The organism is Sphingobium sp. LB126 (assembly GCF_002795205.1).
Lineage (GTDB): Bacteria > Pseudomonadota > Alphaproteobacteria > Sphingomonadales > Sphingomonadaceae > Sphingobium > Sphingobium chungbukense.
The window spans coordinates 280,605-296,328 of record NZ_NETV01000003.1 but is presented as its reverse complement, the minus strand read 5'-3'; the positions used below and the strand labels follow the sequence as shown (position 1 = coordinate 296,328).

Genomic DNA, 15,724 nt, shown 5'->3' with positions numbered 1-15,724 from the left:
TTCCAGCAGGCGCGCCGCCATCTGCTTGATGAAATCGCGGCCTTCCTGCTCACCTATGAGCTGGACGTGACGCCCAATAATCTTCTCACCGCGCACGGAGCCTTTTCCGGGTCCAATCCCGCCCTTGCGCGCAAGATCGCCCAGCATGTGACCGCTGGCCTAGCCGTGACACAGGAATGGCTGGACGAAATCACGGCGGCAGACGAGACGATCGACAAGCACGATGGCATCCAGCACCTCATGGCGAGGTTGGAAACGACGCTTGAAAGTTTCTCGAAGAACGCCAACGACACGCGCAGCGCGACGGCCGATTATACCGACGAGCTGGAACAGCATGTGGCCGAGCTGGATCAGGTTCAGGGAACGGGGCAAATCCTTTCCAGCCTAGCCGATTTGGCGAAGGCGATGCTTGAGCGAACCCGCAAGCTGGAAACCGACATGCGGCGCAGCGAGGAGGAGGCTAAGGCGCTCCGCCGTAGTCTGGAACAGGCGCGGCGCGAGGCGGAGATTGACCACATGACCGGCCTTCCCAATCGCCGGGCTTTCGAGACGGTCCTAGAGCGGGAATATCGTGACGCCAGAGCGAGCTTTGACCCGCTGACCGTAGCTTTCTGCGATATAGACCATTTTAAGCGCATCAATGATACGCACGGCCATGATGCAGGCGATCGGGTCATTCGGCTTATCGCGGAAATGCTCGCTACGATTTCGGACGATAATTGCCATGTAGCGCGCCACGGTGGAGAGGAGTTTGTTATGCTGTTCCGAGGCGTCAGCCTGTCCGAAGCGCATAAGAAACTTGACGGCTTGCGCGAACAAATGGCCGAACGTCGCTTACGAAACCGCAAGACGGATGAACCATTGGGCCAAATTACATTCTCCGCTGGCATTGCGGACGTGTTTGATTTTCCTGATCCAAGGGCGGCCCTCAAAGCGGCCGATGAAGCCCTTTACGCCGCAAAGCAGGGCGGCCGAAACCAAGTGATGATCGCACCCAAGGGAGGCGCGCAGGCCGCATGAACGAGGGGACGCCAGATGAAGACGTATTCCCCGGCGCGAAGCTCTCCGATCCGGCAATGGTGCGGGCGATGGGCGGGGCGCTAGCGGTCCTCGCCGGGTTGCTGGAAGGGAAAGGCGTCTCAACGGTGGAGGAAACCTCCAACGTGCTGGGGATTTACGCTGTCATCACCGGGGAAACCGCACCCGATGAAGGTTTGATCCTCGCTTGCTGGGCGGGAATGTTGCGTGATGCGGCACAGGAGAAGGCCGAAAAGGACGGGGAGCCGGGAAAATGGGATTAGGATCGGGCAGCGCGGCCGTGCTGGTTGTGGAGGATGAACCCCTAGTGAGGACGATGGCGGCCGACATTCTTATGGACGCGGGCTATCGCGTCTTTGAGGCGTGCGAGGCGGCCGACGCTCTGGCGATCCTTGACGGCCGCGATGACATTGGCGCGGTATTCACCGATATTGAAATGCCCGGAATGACCGGCCTCGCCTTGGCCGCTGCCGTCCGCGACCGATGGCCATCCATGCCGGTCCTTGTTACCTCTGGCCGTGTGCGACCAGGTGCAGGCGAATTGCCGAACGGCGCTGCCTATATCGCCAAGCCCTACATGCCCGGTGAATTGGTCGCCACACTCGGCAAGATGCTCCCTCCCCCCGATTCCGGCGATTAATGTTCCATCAGGCTGAATGAGCCGCGAACAAGGGCAAGCCCAACGGAAAGCCGTTCGGCCGCCTCTTTCTGTTCGATGCCTAGTCGTTTGGCGATTTGCTCGATCGCAAGCCCGTTCTGCCGATGCAGGAACAAGACGCGATCGGTCAAATGCGGCAATTCATCAACACAATCCCAAAATTCATCTTCGGGAAATGTCATGCGCGGTGACGCCATGCACGTATCTATTGATTGTTGGAGATAACAATCTGCGGCTGAATCATCGACCTCAACGAGTATCGCAAGAGCTTTTTCCATGAACTCTAGGGCAACCGCTTTCCGTTGCTCTCGATAGATATTGGAAGAATCAACCATAGCCTAGTCCTCCTTTCGGTCGCTGTAGGGGGACGATGACTCAACAATAGGGCAATTGCACGCGCAACTAGGGCCAGATTGAACAGTAATTTTATTACAACGGTAAGCATCCCTCGCCTGCCCGGACAGGGGGCGGCGCGTGGCATCGGCTAGATTGTTTGTTGGTCTTCCGACGATGGCGAGTCCTTGCGGGCCATCGTCGGAAGTGGACGGCCGCACAAATTGGGGGGCGTGGGCCGCGCCGGGCCTCTAGCATAAAATTGCGGCCCTGCATCCCCGGCGTTGATACATTCGTCGCGTAGGGCGCTCGATTGAGCCGCCCCGATCGCGGCGGCCGACAATCGTTCCGCTGATAGCATCGGGCCTCACGCAGTATGCACATACGCGCATAATTTCCGCTTGCGAGCTATGTATATTTGTGCATAATAGCCGCGATGGATACTGAACGGCCGGTTCGATGGGTGGCATCGTCAAAGCGCGATTTTCGGGAGTTCCCGGACGATGTGCAGGACGTAATGGGCTATGCCCTGCACCTCGCGCAGCAGGGCGGACAGCACCCCAGCACTAAGCCCTTGAAGGGCTTTGGCGGCGCTGGCGTGGTCGAGATCATAGACGACTACCAAGGCGATACGTTCCGCACGGTCTATACGGTCAAATTTGCGGAGGCGGTCTATGTCCTGCACGCCTTCCAGAAGAAATCCAAGCAGGGCAAGGCCACGCCGCAGGCCGATATGGATTTGATCCGAACGCGGCTGAAATCCGCCGAGGAGCATCACCGGCAACACCAGACCCCGCGAGGCACAGCATGAGCGCACAGGACGAAATCATTGAGGAAGGCAGCGGCAATGTCTTTGCCGATCTAGGCTTTGCCGACCCCGACACCCACCTTTTGAAAGCCCAGCTCGTTACCCGTGTGGCCGAGGCCATGCAGGAGCGGAAGTTGACGCAGATCGCCGCCGCCAAGGTTACGGGATCTACCCAACCGGAATTGTCGCGCATCCTGCGAGGCCAGTTCCGCAGCGTCTCGGTTGAGCGGCTTCTAGCCATGCTCACCCGGCTTGGCTGCAAGGTCGATATTGTCGTGCGCCCGCAGGGGCGGACCACTGAATCGGCCGTGATCCACTTCGCCTAATGTGCGATGATTTCGCGCAAGCCCGGCTCGATATGTTCGAGGCCGGGCTATTCGGCCAAGGGCCTGCCTTCTGGCGTTGGATCGAAACCGACGCGGCGCAACCCTATCTTGCCGCTTTCGCCGCCGATCGACGGCCGCCCGAACCCGGCGAACCCTTCGCTATCGACCTAGCGGCCGACGACTTGCTTGCTGCCGATCGCCTCGCCCAGCTCGCCTTACAGATCGAGGCCGATCATGCTTGATCCCAATCCGTCCATAGCCGACCTTGACGCATTGCTAGATCGCCACCGCAACGACGATGCGGCTATGGAAAAGATCGTTCGCGGGTATCTCCGTTGCGCGATCTACAGCTATCAGAAGCATTGCGTTTGGCGCGCCCTGCGCCACATCGGCAAGGACGATTGGAGTTTCAAAGAGGAAGACGTTGCCGCCTTGAGGGCCGAAGGCGCGAAATCCATTTCGGACTTTCGAGACTGGCTCATTGAGGAGCTGGCCGGGATGGGGATCAGCGCCCACACCGGCTTGCCGAATTGAGCGCCTAGCGCGCCGTCGCTTCAATTGCTGGCGGTGATTGTGCGCGGAATAAAGCGCGGGTCCGCCGTGGGATCGGTAGGCGAAGGATGCAGCATGTCGCGCCGGAAATTCACCGCAACGGAAATAGGCGCGGCGTTCGGCCGAGCCGCCATGACGCGGGCTTGCGGAGCTGGCGCAGCCTCATAGCTGCCCATCGGCTGCACGGCCGCCGAGGTTAGGCCCCCTACCCCGCGTTCCGCTCTGGCGACGACAATTTGAGCGCGATCGAGCGGCCGAGTCTGATCGCCGGTATAGAACGCCAGATGCCAATGATCGGCATGGCCCCGGTCCCCCGGCCCCAGCAGCTCCGCCACGCGAATACCATGTTGCGCCATCACGGCGCGGATTTGCTCGCGCGTGATCGTGTGCAGCCCGGCACGCGGCACGAAATCCACCGCCTGCCCATATTTGTGAAAGCTGTTGGCGGCCCCGTAATTGGCTTCCAGCGCCCGCCACGTATCGGTTATGCGGGCATTGAACGCAGCGGCCAAGATCGAGGCGACATAGCCCGCCGAGGCGTCGGCGCTGCCTTGGGGCTGGACGATCGCCGGTTGCGCTGCGAGCTGGCCCCCGCCCGTCGCGTCGGCTGCCGTGATCGTGATCGTGAGCGGGATCGAGGTCGATCGCGTAGCAGGAGCGCCGCCGCTTACCGGCACGCCGTTCACGCTGTAGGTATTATAGCGCGAGGAAAGCCACGCCTCCCAGCGCGCGCCTTTCGCCATAATCAGCGCCCGATAACGGGCATTATGGACCGGCGTTCGGGAATGATAATTGGCAACCCGCGTCCACAGGTCGCCCTTGTCATCCCGGATATGGTTTCTGATACGCCATGCAGCGAGGTTGTAGGGATAGCACCCCGGCGCAAGCACATATTCGGGCCGGATGCCGTAGCGTGCCAGCGATTGAATATAGCTGGAATTGAGCTGCATCGAGCCAAGATCGGCGGTGTTATTGGTGTTCTGGACGCGCGCACCGGGCCGCCCGTTCTCTTGCTCCGCGACCGCCAACATGACGTTCGCCGGAATGTTATAGCGCAGCGCCGCCGCGATCGAGCATTGCACCCGTTCTTCTATGACAACCGGAGGCAGATCAGCGGCCATGATTAGCTGTCCCCCCTTCTCTGGACGAAGGCCGCAACTTCATCCTCTGGCGTCTCCATGTCGCCCGCATCACGGGCGGCCGAAATGGTATCTCCCGCGAATTGCGCCGTGGGCGGCGGCGATGAATCGGACGAGCTGGCGGGACTGCCCGCGCCGGTCGCGGGAGCGAGCGTTTCACTTCCCGACGATGCCGACGCGGCCGACGCGCGGATATTGGCCGCCAATCGCCCCCCCACCGTATTGCCCACCCGCTCTTTCAAAGCATCCACCGCCATGCCAGCGGCAGCGCCGCCGAGGATGCTTGCGGTTTTCGCCGCCCGGCTAAGGCCGGTGCGTTGCGTGCCGCCAGTATCGCCACTTGCGGGCGTGCCTTCACCTTGCGAGCTGGCGGAGCTGGCCTCCCCCTCCCCCGCAGGCGACCCACCGGCAGCGCCGCCGCCGTTGCTGTCTTCACGATCGGCCGCCTCGCTGCCCGCAGCGGCGCTTGCAGCCGTGCCGCCGCCCGCGCTGGCGGCTTCCGAGCCGCCTTGAAGGCGGCTGTTGTCATTGGCCGGGGGTGAACCGCCATCACCGCCCATAGCCATGCTAAGGGGCGTCCCGCCGCCCCCACCGCCGCCGCCGCCGTTGTCGCCGCCTCCCGGCATGTCGCCCGCAGACGACAGCGGTTGCCCGCCGCCCATCCCGGTTTGGCCGCCTTCACCACCGCCCCCACCAGCGGCAGCGAAGGCGGCCTTGATCGCGCTGGCTCCCCCCGCAGCGTTCATCGCGCCAGCAGCGATCATAGCTCCGCCCGTGGCCGCAGCCCCAGCGGCCATCCCGGCAGCGCCCAGCGCGGCCCCTGCCCCAAAGGCTCCAATGCCCCCCGCCGCATGGATCGAGCCGCCGCTAATGACGCCCCCGACCATCGCGGGAACCTTGTTTACGAGCGCCAGAAGGACGACCGCGAAGACAAGCATGGTCCCTAAATCTTGGAGGGTAGAACCCTCACCCGTCGCAGCATAATATTGGTCGAGGAAAGTCTTACCGACCCCGACGATGAGAACCATTGTCATCAGGGACGCGCCGACCGCGACCACCGTTTTGAAATAGTTCAACGCAATGTCCGAGGTCCACCGGGAGCCGCCAAAACCCAAGAAGATAACCCCGCCATAGGCGAGGATATAACCGGAGGCCAAAAGGAGCAGCATATTCACGCCGACGAGAGCCAAGACGATCAGAACGCCCAGAGAAACCAGAATGGTGAGAGCGGAATCGACCGGCGTTAATACGCTGGACGATTCAACCGCTTGGCGGAAAATATCAAAGCCAATATCGACAATGCCGGAAGGGGCCAAGTTGTCGGGCAGACCAGAGGCTTGCGCTCCGAGCGAGCGAAGCCCCTCAATGATGGCCATGCCGATCGCGGGGCCGTTTATGAGCAGCCACCAAAAAACCCCACAGAAGACCGCGAAGCGAATTGCTTCGGAGGCGAACTCGCCAAGATCGGCACGCCGCAGCGCCATCTGCCCGAAGGTCCAAATGAGGCTGATCGCCGCGAGAGCGCCGAATAGGATTGAGGCGTGTGTTGTGAAGACGCTCGCCCACGCCGCCGCCATGCCCTTATATCTGTTCAGAACATTATCGAGCATACCTTGCGATTGCGCATAGGCAGGGGTTGCGGCGAGCGTGAGCGCCACTCCCAAGGCGGACAGGTGCAGGCGAGCCAAAGCCTTCATAGTGCTATCCTCAATTCTGATAGGTTCCGATCGGCGTCGGCTTGGTTTCGTGCGCTAAGGCGCTGCCTGCCTCTTGGCACTCCGCGTCGGTTTCGACACCGGCTTTGCAGCGGGCAACCTTCTCACGGGCTTCATCTAAATGTTGAGAGTAATAGAGCATCGTTTTCGGCTCTGACTCGGACTTGCCGCAAGCCGCGAGAAGAAGCGTAGCGGTGCAGCAGGAGACGGCCGCAATGAGACGTAATTTCGGCATGGGTATCCCTCAATTCTGATAGGTTCCGATCGGCGTCGGCTTGGTTTTCCGCATTGCCGCCGATGCCTCCGTGGCCGCAGCATCACGATCAAGCTGATATTGCGATTGGGCCGTCAGGGCGGCGCTTTGTGCGAGCAGGACGCCGCGAATTTTCTGCAACTCACTGGCCTGTTGAGCCGCGAATTGATTGGCATAGGATAGGGCTTGCATCTGCCCGCTCGCGCCCGTGGCATTGGACTGCAACTGGTCGAGGCGTTGGCCGTCAGACGCGAGCGACCTCATTGCGGTGTTGATCCCGTTCATGGCGTCTGCATTTGCGGCCATCTGGCTTGTTGTGCGGGCGCGAGTAGCGGACAAGGCGGCCGCGCGTTGCGCCGCCGTGCAATTCCCGAACGTGCAAGCGTTGGTCTGATAATAGGACGGATTCTTGAATTGGTTCATATAGGTGTTCACGTCGCCAGCTTGGCGAGCGAACGAGCTGATTTGATTGACCTGCCCTTGGAGGCTGTCGATCGTTTGCGTAGCCTGCTGCCAGAGCTGGACCGGCGCGCCGACCGTGTTCTGAATCATATTTTGGTATTGCTGTAGCTGCGTCTGATACTGCTGGATTTGCTTCGCCACCGTGGCGACGTTTTGCAGCGCGGAAACGGTTGTCTGGCGGACGTTCGCAACGTCGATAACCGAGATTTGCGCATTGGCGGACGGGGCCGCCAGCGCGAGAGTGATCGCCAAAGAAATTTTAGCGGCTAAAATTCGAGACTTCATTTTGCTTGCTCCCTTTCATTTGGCGTCAATAATCGAATGAGCGGTAAGGCTTTGAAAATGTTAGGTCTTTCACGACAACCACGTTGAAGCGGAAGCCGGGACGGATAATCAGCGTGGGCGATATGTTCAGATTGCGCTCAATCATCATCGCCGTGGTCTGTCCGAGTTGCTGGCCGAGAGCTTGGCTAAGGGCTTGGCTGGCGGACATGGTGCCATTGGCGTTGAGGCCGGTTTGCGGCTGACTAAGGGTTACGCCAGCGGTCACACCCGACATGAGCAGAGCGGAGCCGAAGATACGGAACCAATGCGCGTTCACTTGGTCATGGAACCCGGCATAGCCCGCGCTGTCCGACCCCGGCATAGCGCCAAGGTCGATCGCCTTGCCGTCAGGAAAGATGATCCGTTGCCACGCGATGAGCGCGCGCGTCTGCCCAAAGACCGGGTTGGAATCATACGCGCCGACAAGGCGCGAGCCTTGCGGGATCAGGAGATAGCGGCCCGTGGCGGTGTCGAACACGTTTTGGGAAACTTGCGCGACAATCTGCCCCGGTATTTGCGAGTTGATGCCGGAGATCAGCGTGCCGGGAATGACGAAGCCCGCGCGGAGCTGGTAGCGTGAGGGCGCTTCTACTTGGCTATTCGAGGCCCAGCGATTGCCACCCGCATTGTTGGCGAACTGGCCATAGTTGGCAGGCGGGCGGGCATTGGCGGCCCCCGGCCCGGCTCCTCCCCCGGCCACTTGGTTTGACAGGGCCGTAAGGGTGGCAATGTCGGAGGCCGAGGGCTGGCGGCCCTGCGCCATTGCAGCGGCCATTTGCTGTTGGAGGGCGACGAGCTGGCTTGCCGGATCAGCGCCGCCACTCATGCCGCCAGAGCCAGAGGATGCCCCATTGCGGCCGTCCTGCCATTTCAGGGCGGTAGGAGAGCGCACGGCGCTGCCAAATTGGGCAAGGCGTGCTTCGCGTATCGCTTCCATGCGTGCCCGGCGCAGATCGGCCGCCGTGGGGCCGTTGGATTGCGCGGGCGAGGCGGTGACGGTTGGCGGCGCATTGGGATCGACCGGCGCAACCGGGATGCCATCGGCAGGCGGCAGCGGGGGCGCGTTCGCCATCACTTCCGCAGCACCGCTTGGAGCGGTCCCCGCAACCTTGTTCGCAACATCGGCCGAGCTTTGACCGACAGCCGGTTGAACCTTGGTCGCCGCATTGTCCGAGGAGCGATCAATCATAATCGACACCACGATGGCGATGAACAGCGCCACAATGCCGAGGACGATCAGCAGCGGCGCATTATTGACCCTGCGAACGCCCGTCACCAAGCGCCCGCTGTTCCCGTCCGCTGCACCGCCCGGCGAGGCTTCCGGCGACATGCTATCAGCATCAGACATAAACCTACCCCCTTACCCGGCCTTGACGACGCCACAGCGCGCGGCACGGATGCCCTTGCACTTGGCGCGCGCCGTCGCGCTGGATTGAAACTGTCCGAATTGGATGCCGTGAGAGCGGCCGTTTTGGACAAAGCGCGGCGTCATGTTCGCCCACGAAGGGCGAAGGCGCGCCGTCGCGCGCCAATAGGCGCGTGCTGCGCTTTCGGAGGAGAAGCCCGTCAGGTTGACAGACCACGTTCCTGCCCCCGTCGCATTGCCGCTAAAGCCGGTTTGTGTGCTGGCCACCGGCGACGGAGCGGGAGGCGGCGCGGCAGGCGTTACGGGCCGGTTCGCCCGTTCGATCAGCTCCGGCGTTGCGCCGGTCAGATCGAGCGCCCACCCGGCAGACGGGTAGATGCCCTTTTCATCCACGCCATATATGCGGGAGAAAGTTTGCGCGCCGACCCGCAGCGTCACGCGGTAGGAATCGGCAATCGGCTGATCGACGTAGTAACGCAGCGGCGTGGCCGCAGGATCGGGCTTCACGCCCTTACCCGTCTCAATCACCGCATAGCCCGCTTGGCGCATCGAGGAGCGCAGGCCCCCGCCATAGGCTCCGCCCCCGCCAGTCGGGATCAGAACCCGGCTAATCGCGGGCGGGTAGAGCTTCACCAGCTCTGCCACGGAATCGTCAACGAGGGCTTGGGCCTGATCGGGCGGAGCCGGAACGGCGAAGCTGTCCCGGTGCGAAACGCCCGCGCAGCTCGTAAGCAGGAAGGCCGCTGATACAAAAATCGCACCGCGCACGATCAGCCCCCCCTTGTGATGGTGACGCGCTCTTGGCGCTTGCCGACACCGGAAATGAGGACCGCTTGGTCAAAAATCTGATCGACAATGTAGCGGCCATCTTGGAGCCGGTAATTGACGATGGAGGTATCAGCCGCCTTGGACACGCTGCCCCCGGCCCGCACGATCAGCAGCGACGGCGCTTCCGTCTGCTCCATCGCGTGCGGCATTTCGATGATGGTTTTGACGCCATCATTGTAAACCCGGACGGGCTTCCAGCGCGCGCGGCCGTCAACGCTATAGTGGAAATCGAGATTGGAGAGATATTCGCTCCCTCCCCTGCCTGTCCCGCGCGCGCCATCGGGCACCGCCATCGTGTTTTCGGCGCGCGCCGTGTCCGATCGAGCGCGGAAAGCGGCCCACTTGGCTTGCGCTTCATCGGGATAGGTGAACGCGACCCGCGACATGAATTGCGTCCGGTGCGACACCAACCGGATATGGTAGGTGCGGCGATCGGTCGTCACGATCAGCGTTGTATTCAAGTTCGCATCGAGCGGCTTGATGATAAGATGCTGGGTTTCGTTCGGCCCCGAATTGGAAATAGCCGGTTCGATCATCCAGCGGGCACTATCGCCCACGTTCACCGAATTGATATTCTCGCCCGGCTGCAACTGCACATCGCAGATTTGCAGCACAGCACAGACCACGGAAGGTTCGGAGGTGCCGAAAGCGAACAATACCGCGCCTTCGGTGCCCGGCACCGGCTTGATGCCTTCGGCGCTTTCCGCCTGCCAGCGCCGCGCGATCGTCAGGCCCTCGCGCTGGGTGCGCGTCAGGTTCGGATTGCGCGGGTTGATATAGGCATTGGGATCTACTTGCCCCCCTCCCCCGGCTGGCATGGGCGCGTTCGCTGGCGGCATGTCGTCGGGAAGCGGCGGGCCGTCCTGCGCGGACGCGAGCGAAGGCAGCGCCGCGAGGGCGGCGGCGAAATAGGCGATCTTTTTCATGTTGAATGTCCCTCCCATCAGAGTGTGCGCGACCAAGAGAAATCTTGGACGAACACGCCCAAGGGGTTTTGCTTGATTTGTTCTTCCGTGGTTGCCGAGCTGGGTGGCGCAACGCGGATTGTGACGAGCGCGCGCATTTTCGCCGGGGGCTGGATAGGCTGGCCTTGCCGATCGCGCTCCGTCTCGGTCCAATCGACCTGCCAAGAGGTCTTGGTTTGCTGAATCACCGAGGCGATTTCGACCGATACGGTTTCCCGCGCCGCGCGAGCGAAAGGCGTATTGTCGGGGTTGCCGTTGAGATAGTCGGTCATCTTTGCCAACGCCGGATCATTCGGCGCGAGCATCCCATAGACCCGGAAAATGGCTTGCTTTTGGAGTTCAACGTCAGCCGTCACCATGCGGGCCGACTGGATGAAGGAGCCGACTTGCGCTTGCACCACGCGCGCATCGACCGGCGAAGCCACATCGGCCCGCTGGGTCGCTATCGCGTCCCCCAGCGAGTCCACACGGACCACGTAAGGGATGAATTTCGACTGACTGCCAATCGCTATGATGCCGCCGACAGCGGCGAGGACGATCAGCATCGAAAGGATTGCCATAGTCTGCCACAAGCGCCGCGAGGCAGCGAGGCCGCCCACATGCTCATTCCATTGCCGCCGCGCGTTCAGGTAGGGGTTGGGATCAACCGGGGCGCTTTCCGCAGCTCGCCGCCCCCGCAGCTTGTCAAACAGACTCATGCAGCTTCTCCGAGGTATAGGGGGCCGCCGCCGCGCGGCCGATATTGATGGTGGATTCGACGCCACGGATGGCCAGCCACTCGTTGACCCATGCCGGGCCATAGGCCGCTTCAAGGGCCTTAATGGTGGCGATGGATTCCTTGTCGGGGTTCTCGTGACGGCCATGCAAAAAGTGCCGCTAAGCAACCCGTTGAAATTGCTTAAATAACGACGCATTGTTTCTTGTAAGTGATTGATATTCCTCACTGGGGAGGTTTTTCATATTACATTTCTAATCCCGGCCGCTGGCGGTCCCGCGCCCAAGAGCCGGTCCCGGTGTAGCGAGACGTCAATCGTGATGACGCCCTTGGTGTTGATATGCTCGTGCGCGTTGGGGGCGATGTGCTTGATGTGGTGATCCGGAAAGATGTCCGGCATTCGCGCTCGAACCTCACCGATCCGGGTCGCGTTCCACGTCATGATGACGTTGGTAAGCAATGTCAGGCCTGACGATATCGCGGCCATCTGCTCTGGCGTCCGGCCATGCCGTGCGCCGATCGGGCCGGAATAGATCGCGCGCTGCAGGGTGTGGACCGACTCACCTTGGCTAAGCAGGGCGTCATTCATCCCTCTGAACGCCGGATCGCCAAGATAAGCGCCCAGAAAGCGGGTAAGCAAGAGCTTGCCGAAGGCATCTCCTGCCTGAAATGCTTCATCGCCTCGTGCGGCGCTGCCAAAGCGGTCCAGAACGTAGGTCGCCGAACACCAGCCACTCTTGGTCGATGCCGCAATCCGCAGGAGCGGGTCCCAGCCCTGGGTGATGGCACTGAGTGAGACGGTCTCGCTCACAATCGGTCGAAGGGTGGCAGGTATATTCAGGCCACGTGGGAGATACAGCTTGCGTTTGTTCATCCCGGCCAGCCTCGGGGCGAGATCAAACCCCACCAGATTGGCCAGCGCCATGCCGAAATGTGTGTGGCCATGGGTATCCACCGCGACACGGTGGAGGTCGACGGATTCGTGGCGAAGAGCCCCTTCGATAGCGGCCCCCGCTTGCCGACGGTTCAGCACGACCGCCTGGTCGTGTAGGATCACCCATTGGTCGAGCACATGGGTGTAGGTTCCGACCGCCGGCGTGCGGCGGCGCGGATCATAGCGGGCTGTCCAAAGACGACGGGTTGCATCAAGGCTCATCATGTCGGCTGATGCCTGAAGTCCGCCTCCCCACAATCTCGTGACCGGGAGCGTCCTGAAATGATCAAGTACCACACGGTTGGCTGCCGGCAATCGACCATTCGCCTCGATGCGGCGCATCATCTCACCGACAGCGTCGGCCTCAATATTGAGCGTCATGCGCGCCATGTCGGCGGCGGTCAGATCGGAGCCCAGGGCTATCAGGGCCGCGTAAAGGAGTATGAGTTCATGCTCGCTTCGCGGCGCCCTGCCCAACAGGACCCAGGAAAAATGCGTAGTGGCATCAATGGATATCAGCAGGTCCGGTAGCTGGATCTTTCCGACGCCGGCGAATAGCTCGCGCCGAATGGCCTTGAGCTTTTCATCTTCCGGCGCCGCCTTGAGTTTTGGGACGACCAAGCGGTCGTTTTCGATCCGGATATCGCCCTTGGACACCGCAGCATCGATCGCTTTCAAGGCCGTCGCGAGTTCATCCTTGATCCAGCGGATGGTCACCTCCGGCTTGGCTGACACCGCGAGGTTTCGCGCGTACCGTGCTCGTTCCTTTTGCCATTGCGCTTTTGGAATCAGACGGTCCTCAGGGGCACGATGTTCCAGGCTGTGGACGACGCTGGCCTGGCCATTGCGCACTGAGCGTTTCAGCAGCACGAGCGTCGCCGCCCTATAGCCGCCAAGGGCGGCCTCGCGGTCCGGTTGATCGATGAGGAACGACCATGTCCGGCCGAATGGATTGTCTGTGCCCTCCGGCAGTTGTCGTCCTCCCGAAACCTCCAGCCGGCCCAGTGTCGCGAGGGCCTGCGCAAGCGGGTGCGTCGATGGGACATCCAGACTGATCGACGAAGCGGCGCCCAGCAACTCACTGGCACCTCTGGCTGCTGTCGCCAGTTCCCGCCGGACCCGGTCAACCTTCGTGGACGGACCGTGCGCGCCGGCCGGCAGGAACGGCGCCAGTCTTCTGCGCATCTGGTCGCGCACGGTGGAATCGGAGCTGTTCTCGTCATCGACAAGGCATGCCAAGTCCATGACCAACGCCTGATGCTGGTGCAGTTCGACCTCAACCGCCGCCTCGGCGCGGGTCCGGGCCTGGCGCCAGAGATCGGCGATCCGATAATCGATCATTCCCAGACCATCGTCTGTGAGACGCAGCAATTGCAGGCGTAAAAAGCAGGCTATCTCGAGGATCTTGCGCTCGCCGCGCATCCGCTTGAGTGTCGCAGGCTTGCGGTAGAGCATTGATCGCGCCTGGGCCTTTAGCATTCCGGTCGCCAAGCCGAGGTCGAGCTTCTCGGCTCCAAGCTTCTTCAGAAAATCGATCTTCGCGATGTGGTCGGCGAGCCCTTTGGTTTTACGGGACGCAGGACTGTCTCGAAGCCATTCCAATCGCGTCTTGCCGTTCGTCATCGTCTCCGACAGCATGAGCGGCCAGGCTTTCGCTTGTTCTGTCCCCACAGCGGCCACTGCGCTCACCAACAGTCCGCCATCGTGCTGGCGGCGGGCTGCTGCCGCCGACCCCCGCAGCCGCCGCCCGGGCAATTGGAGATAGTGGTGATCATGGAGCCATGCGCGCGCGGCTTGTTCCAACTCGTCGACCAGAAATTTGTCGCCGGCCTCACGCCGCAGAAAGCCATTTAGCGCACGTTCCCCATGCTCGGTGAGATCGCGTACACCCAGCGCCTGTTTCGCTGCGTCGTGGTGCTCGAACAACGTGCGGCGGCGGCGGTAAAGCGCGCGGATTGAGGCAAGGCGGGGTGGTGCAATCCCGAGCTCCGCGCCGATATGAGCCAGGACTTGCGGCGGGATCATCTCCACGGAATTAAGCGACGCCCCCGTTAGTCGAAGAAAGCCGATCTGCAGCGCCAGGCCCAACCGGTTCAACGGGCGGCGGCGGCGGCAAACGGCTCGCCGTTGATCCCCGGAAAGTGAGAAGAAGGAAGCGACTTCAGCTTCGGTCAAATTTGCCGGAAAGCGTTCCCAACCAAGATATTGTCGAAGCGGCACATCCACGACTCGACCCTCCCAAGACGAGCCTACACGCCGAAGACGAAAGGTCGAAAAACCTCACTCGCCTTAAATATCAATGGGTTACAACTCATAATTGGCTTTTATTTAGATAATTCAATAACTTGCTTAGCGGCACTTTTTGCACCGCCGTCACGAGAACCCTGAAAAGATCGGCTGACGGCGCTCGTTGAGTTCGACGATCAGCTGGGCGGCCCGAGGTCCAAGCGTCTTGAGATTATATCCTTCGCGCAATTCGAGCCTCCGTGAGCGATGTCCGGCGCGTTCGATATAACGGTGATTATATTATCTGGCAAGATTGTCGCGCTTTGCGGGACGGTTCGCGCGCATAGTATATCCGGCAGGCTCAAGTTATGCCCCTCGTGGTTTGCCAATCACGATAAATGTTCGTCCAATCCGAACAAATGTGCAGGTTCTTAAACCAGGAGGCGATCGCCGGACCCATTTTGTCGCAGAGGAGCTACGGCACCAAAGACCGATTCCCAGTCACCGAGAGCGGCTGCGTTCCTGAGGCTTGGGCTCGCGACCCGGACGAGGGATGGGGGGTGTGTCTGGGTCACGGCCGCGGACCACATCCTGCCTAACGCTGGGGGAGGCGTCCTTGACCATTGCCGGTCGGATATTGCGGCCCGCCGCGATATCCGCATCGAGCTGTGTGCGGGCGACTGTCATCACCCGCGCAACCGCCTCGGGATTGTCGAACAACGTCCGTCGTATCACTGCCTCCATCACGCGCATCTGGCTGTCGGCCGCGCGATCATTCGGCGTGGTGCCACGATCGGCGCGCCGCGCACCCGGCCGTTCTAGTCCACTGCCGTCGCTCTGGCGGTCCATCCCGGATGACCGGCGGACGACATCGACTTCACGGGCTGCTATGGGCGCAATCGTATTCCGGCTCGTCTCCCCGCGCAGCCGGTCAAGCTCCTGGAGGTCGCGATCGTTGGGCTTGTAGCCACGTACCTCCGATACGTGCGAATTTAGGCCAACGGCTTAGCAGCGCCTTCCCAGCGTTTTCAGTAGTTTATGCCGAAGCGCGCCGCCGCCCACTTCCGGTTCGGTGATTGCTG

The 15,724-nt window shown here is 61.6% G+C and carries 19 protein-coding genes; 7 read left to right on the top strand and 12 right to left on the bottom strand.

Going from position 1 to position 15,724, the window contains the following annotated elements; translation table 11 throughout:
* Nucleotides 1-66: 66 nt before the first annotated feature.
* From CAF53_RS22975 to CAF53_RS22965, 3 genes are read left to right on the top strand one after another with little or no spacing between them, the layout of a single operon-like run.
* On the top strand, nt 67-1,020 hold the full coding sequence (locus tag CAF53_RS22975; RefSeq protein ID WP_242443578.1) for a diguanylate cyclase: 954 nt from the start codon (nt 67-69) through the stop codon (nt 1,018-1,020).
* Nucleotides 1,017-1,301 (top strand): hypothetical protein, encoded by a 285-nt coding sequence (locus tag CAF53_RS22970; RefSeq protein ID WP_100239718.1) that lies wholly within the window; start codon nt 1,017-1,019, stop codon nt 1,299-1,301. Before CAF53_RS22975 ends, CAF53_RS22970 begins: the two co-directional genes overlap by 4 nt.
* Nucleotides 1,292-1,678 carry a response regulator gene (locus CAF53_RS22965; RefSeq protein WP_100239717.1) on the top strand — a complete coding sequence of 129 codons (387 nt, stop codon included), beginning with the start codon at nt 1,292-1,294 and terminating at the stop codon, nt 1,676-1,678. The genes CAF53_RS22970 and CAF53_RS22965 overlap by 10 nt, the downstream gene beginning before the upstream one ends.
* Here the strand turns inward: CAF53_RS22965 and CAF53_RS22960 are convergent.
* Entirely contained in the window at nt 1,675-2,031 is a 357-nt protein-coding gene (locus CAF53_RS22960) for a hypothetical protein (protein ID WP_100239716.1), read from the bottom strand. The two genes, CAF53_RS22965 and CAF53_RS22960, sit on opposite strands and share 4 nt — an antisense overlap.
* Before the next feature lie 434 nt (nt 2,032-2,465).
* Here CAF53_RS22960 and CAF53_RS22955 point away from each other — a divergent pair, with 434 nt between their 5' ends.
* The 4 genes from CAF53_RS22955 to CAF53_RS22940 are packed head-to-tail and all read left to right on the top strand — an operon-like array spanning nt 2,466 to nt 3,697.
* On the top strand, nt 2,466-2,840 hold the full coding sequence (locus CAF53_RS22955; protein ID WP_100239715.1) for a type II toxin-antitoxin system RelE/ParE family toxin: 375 nt from the start codon (nt 2,466-2,468) through the stop codon (nt 2,838-2,840).
* On the top strand, nt 2,837-3,163 hold the full coding sequence (locus tag CAF53_RS22950; protein WP_006964370.1) for a helix-turn-helix transcriptional regulator: 327 nt from the start codon (nt 2,837-2,839) through the stop codon (nt 3,161-3,163). Before CAF53_RS22955 ends, CAF53_RS22950 begins: the two co-directional genes overlap by 4 nt.
* Entirely contained in the window at nt 3,163-3,405 is a 243-nt protein-coding gene (locus CAF53_RS22945; protein ID WP_100239714.1) for a hypothetical protein, read from the top strand. Before CAF53_RS22950 ends, CAF53_RS22945 begins: the two co-directional genes overlap by 1 nt.
* Nucleotides 3,398-3,697 (top strand): hypothetical protein, encoded by a 300-nt coding sequence (locus CAF53_RS22940; RefSeq protein WP_100239713.1) that lies wholly within the window; start codon nt 3,398-3,400, stop codon nt 3,695-3,697. The genes CAF53_RS22945 and CAF53_RS22940 overlap by 8 nt, the downstream gene beginning before the upstream one ends.
* A gap of 20 nt (nt 3,698-3,717) precedes the next feature.
* On the opposite strand, the gene CAF53_RS22935 is transcribed toward CAF53_RS22940, so the two are convergent.
* The 11 genes from CAF53_RS22935 to CAF53_RS22880 form a co-directional block, all read right to left on the bottom strand.
* A complete protein-coding gene (locus CAF53_RS22935; protein WP_100239712.1) occupies nt 3,718-4,836 on the bottom strand; it encodes a transglycosylase SLT domain-containing protein in 1,119 nt (372 codons plus the stop codon).
* Nucleotides 4,837-4,838: 2 nt separating this feature from the next.
* The gene (trbL, locus tag CAF53_RS29105) at nt 4,839-6,551 is read right to left on the bottom strand and encodes a P-type conjugative transfer protein TrbL (protein WP_100239711.1); all 1,713 of its coding nucleotides are present in this window, start codon (nt 6,549-6,551) and stop codon (nt 4,839-4,841) included.
* Nucleotides 6,552-6,561: 10 nt separating this feature from the next.
* Nucleotides 6,562-6,804, bottom strand: coding sequence for an EexN family lipoprotein (locus tag CAF53_RS22925; RefSeq protein WP_100239710.1), 243 nt, complete (start codon nt 6,802-6,804; stop codon nt 6,562-6,564).
* A 9-nt stretch (nt 6,805-6,813) separates the two neighbouring features.
* A complete protein-coding gene (gene trbJ, locus CAF53_RS22920; protein ID WP_100239709.1) occupies nt 6,814-7,569 on the bottom strand; it encodes a P-type conjugative transfer protein TrbJ in 756 nt (251 codons plus the stop codon).
* Between the two features lie 25 nt (nt 7,570-7,594).
* Nucleotides 7,595-8,830, bottom strand: coding sequence for a TrbI/VirB10 family protein (locus tag CAF53_RS22915; RefSeq protein ID WP_242443577.1), 1,236 nt, complete (start codon nt 8,828-8,830; stop codon nt 7,595-7,597).
* A gap of 138 nt (nt 8,831-8,968) precedes the next feature.
* Nucleotides 8,969-9,742: an SPOR domain-containing protein gene (locus CAF53_RS22910; RefSeq protein ID WP_100239707.1), complete on the bottom strand. Its 774-nt coding sequence runs from the start codon at nt 9,740-9,742 to the stop codon at nt 8,969-8,971.
* Nucleotides 9,743-9,744: 2 nt separating this feature from the next.
* Nucleotides 9,745-10,728 carry a P-type conjugative transfer protein TrbG gene (trbG, locus tag CAF53_RS22905; protein WP_100239862.1) on the bottom strand — a complete coding sequence of 328 codons (984 nt, stop codon included), beginning with the start codon at nt 10,726-10,728 and terminating at the stop codon, nt 9,745-9,747.
* Nucleotides 10,729-10,745: 17 nt separating this feature from the next.
* The gene (locus CAF53_RS22900; RefSeq protein ID WP_100239706.1) at nt 10,746-11,465 is read right to left on the bottom strand and encodes a VirB8/TrbF family protein; all 720 of its coding nucleotides are present in this window, start codon (nt 11,463-11,465) and stop codon (nt 10,746-10,748) included.
* Nucleotides 11,452-11,634, bottom strand: a complete 183-nt coding sequence (locus tag CAF53_RS22895; protein ID WP_100239705.1) for a hypothetical protein — start codon at nt 11,632-11,634, stop codon at nt 11,452-11,454. Before CAF53_RS22895 ends, CAF53_RS22900 begins: the two co-directional genes overlap by 14 nt.
* An 89-nt stretch (nt 11,635-11,723) precedes the next feature.
* Nucleotides 11,724-14,642: a Tn3 family transposase gene (locus CAF53_RS22890; protein ID WP_100239704.1), complete on the bottom strand. Its 2,919-nt coding sequence runs from the start codon at nt 14,640-14,642 to the stop codon at nt 11,724-11,726.
* A 501-nt stretch (nt 14,643-15,143) separates the two neighbouring features.
* Entirely contained in the window at nt 15,144-15,491 is a 348-nt protein-coding gene (locus tag CAF53_RS22880; RefSeq protein ID WP_011950687.1) for a hypothetical protein, read from the bottom strand.
* Nucleotides 15,492-15,724 lie beyond the last annotated feature (233 nt).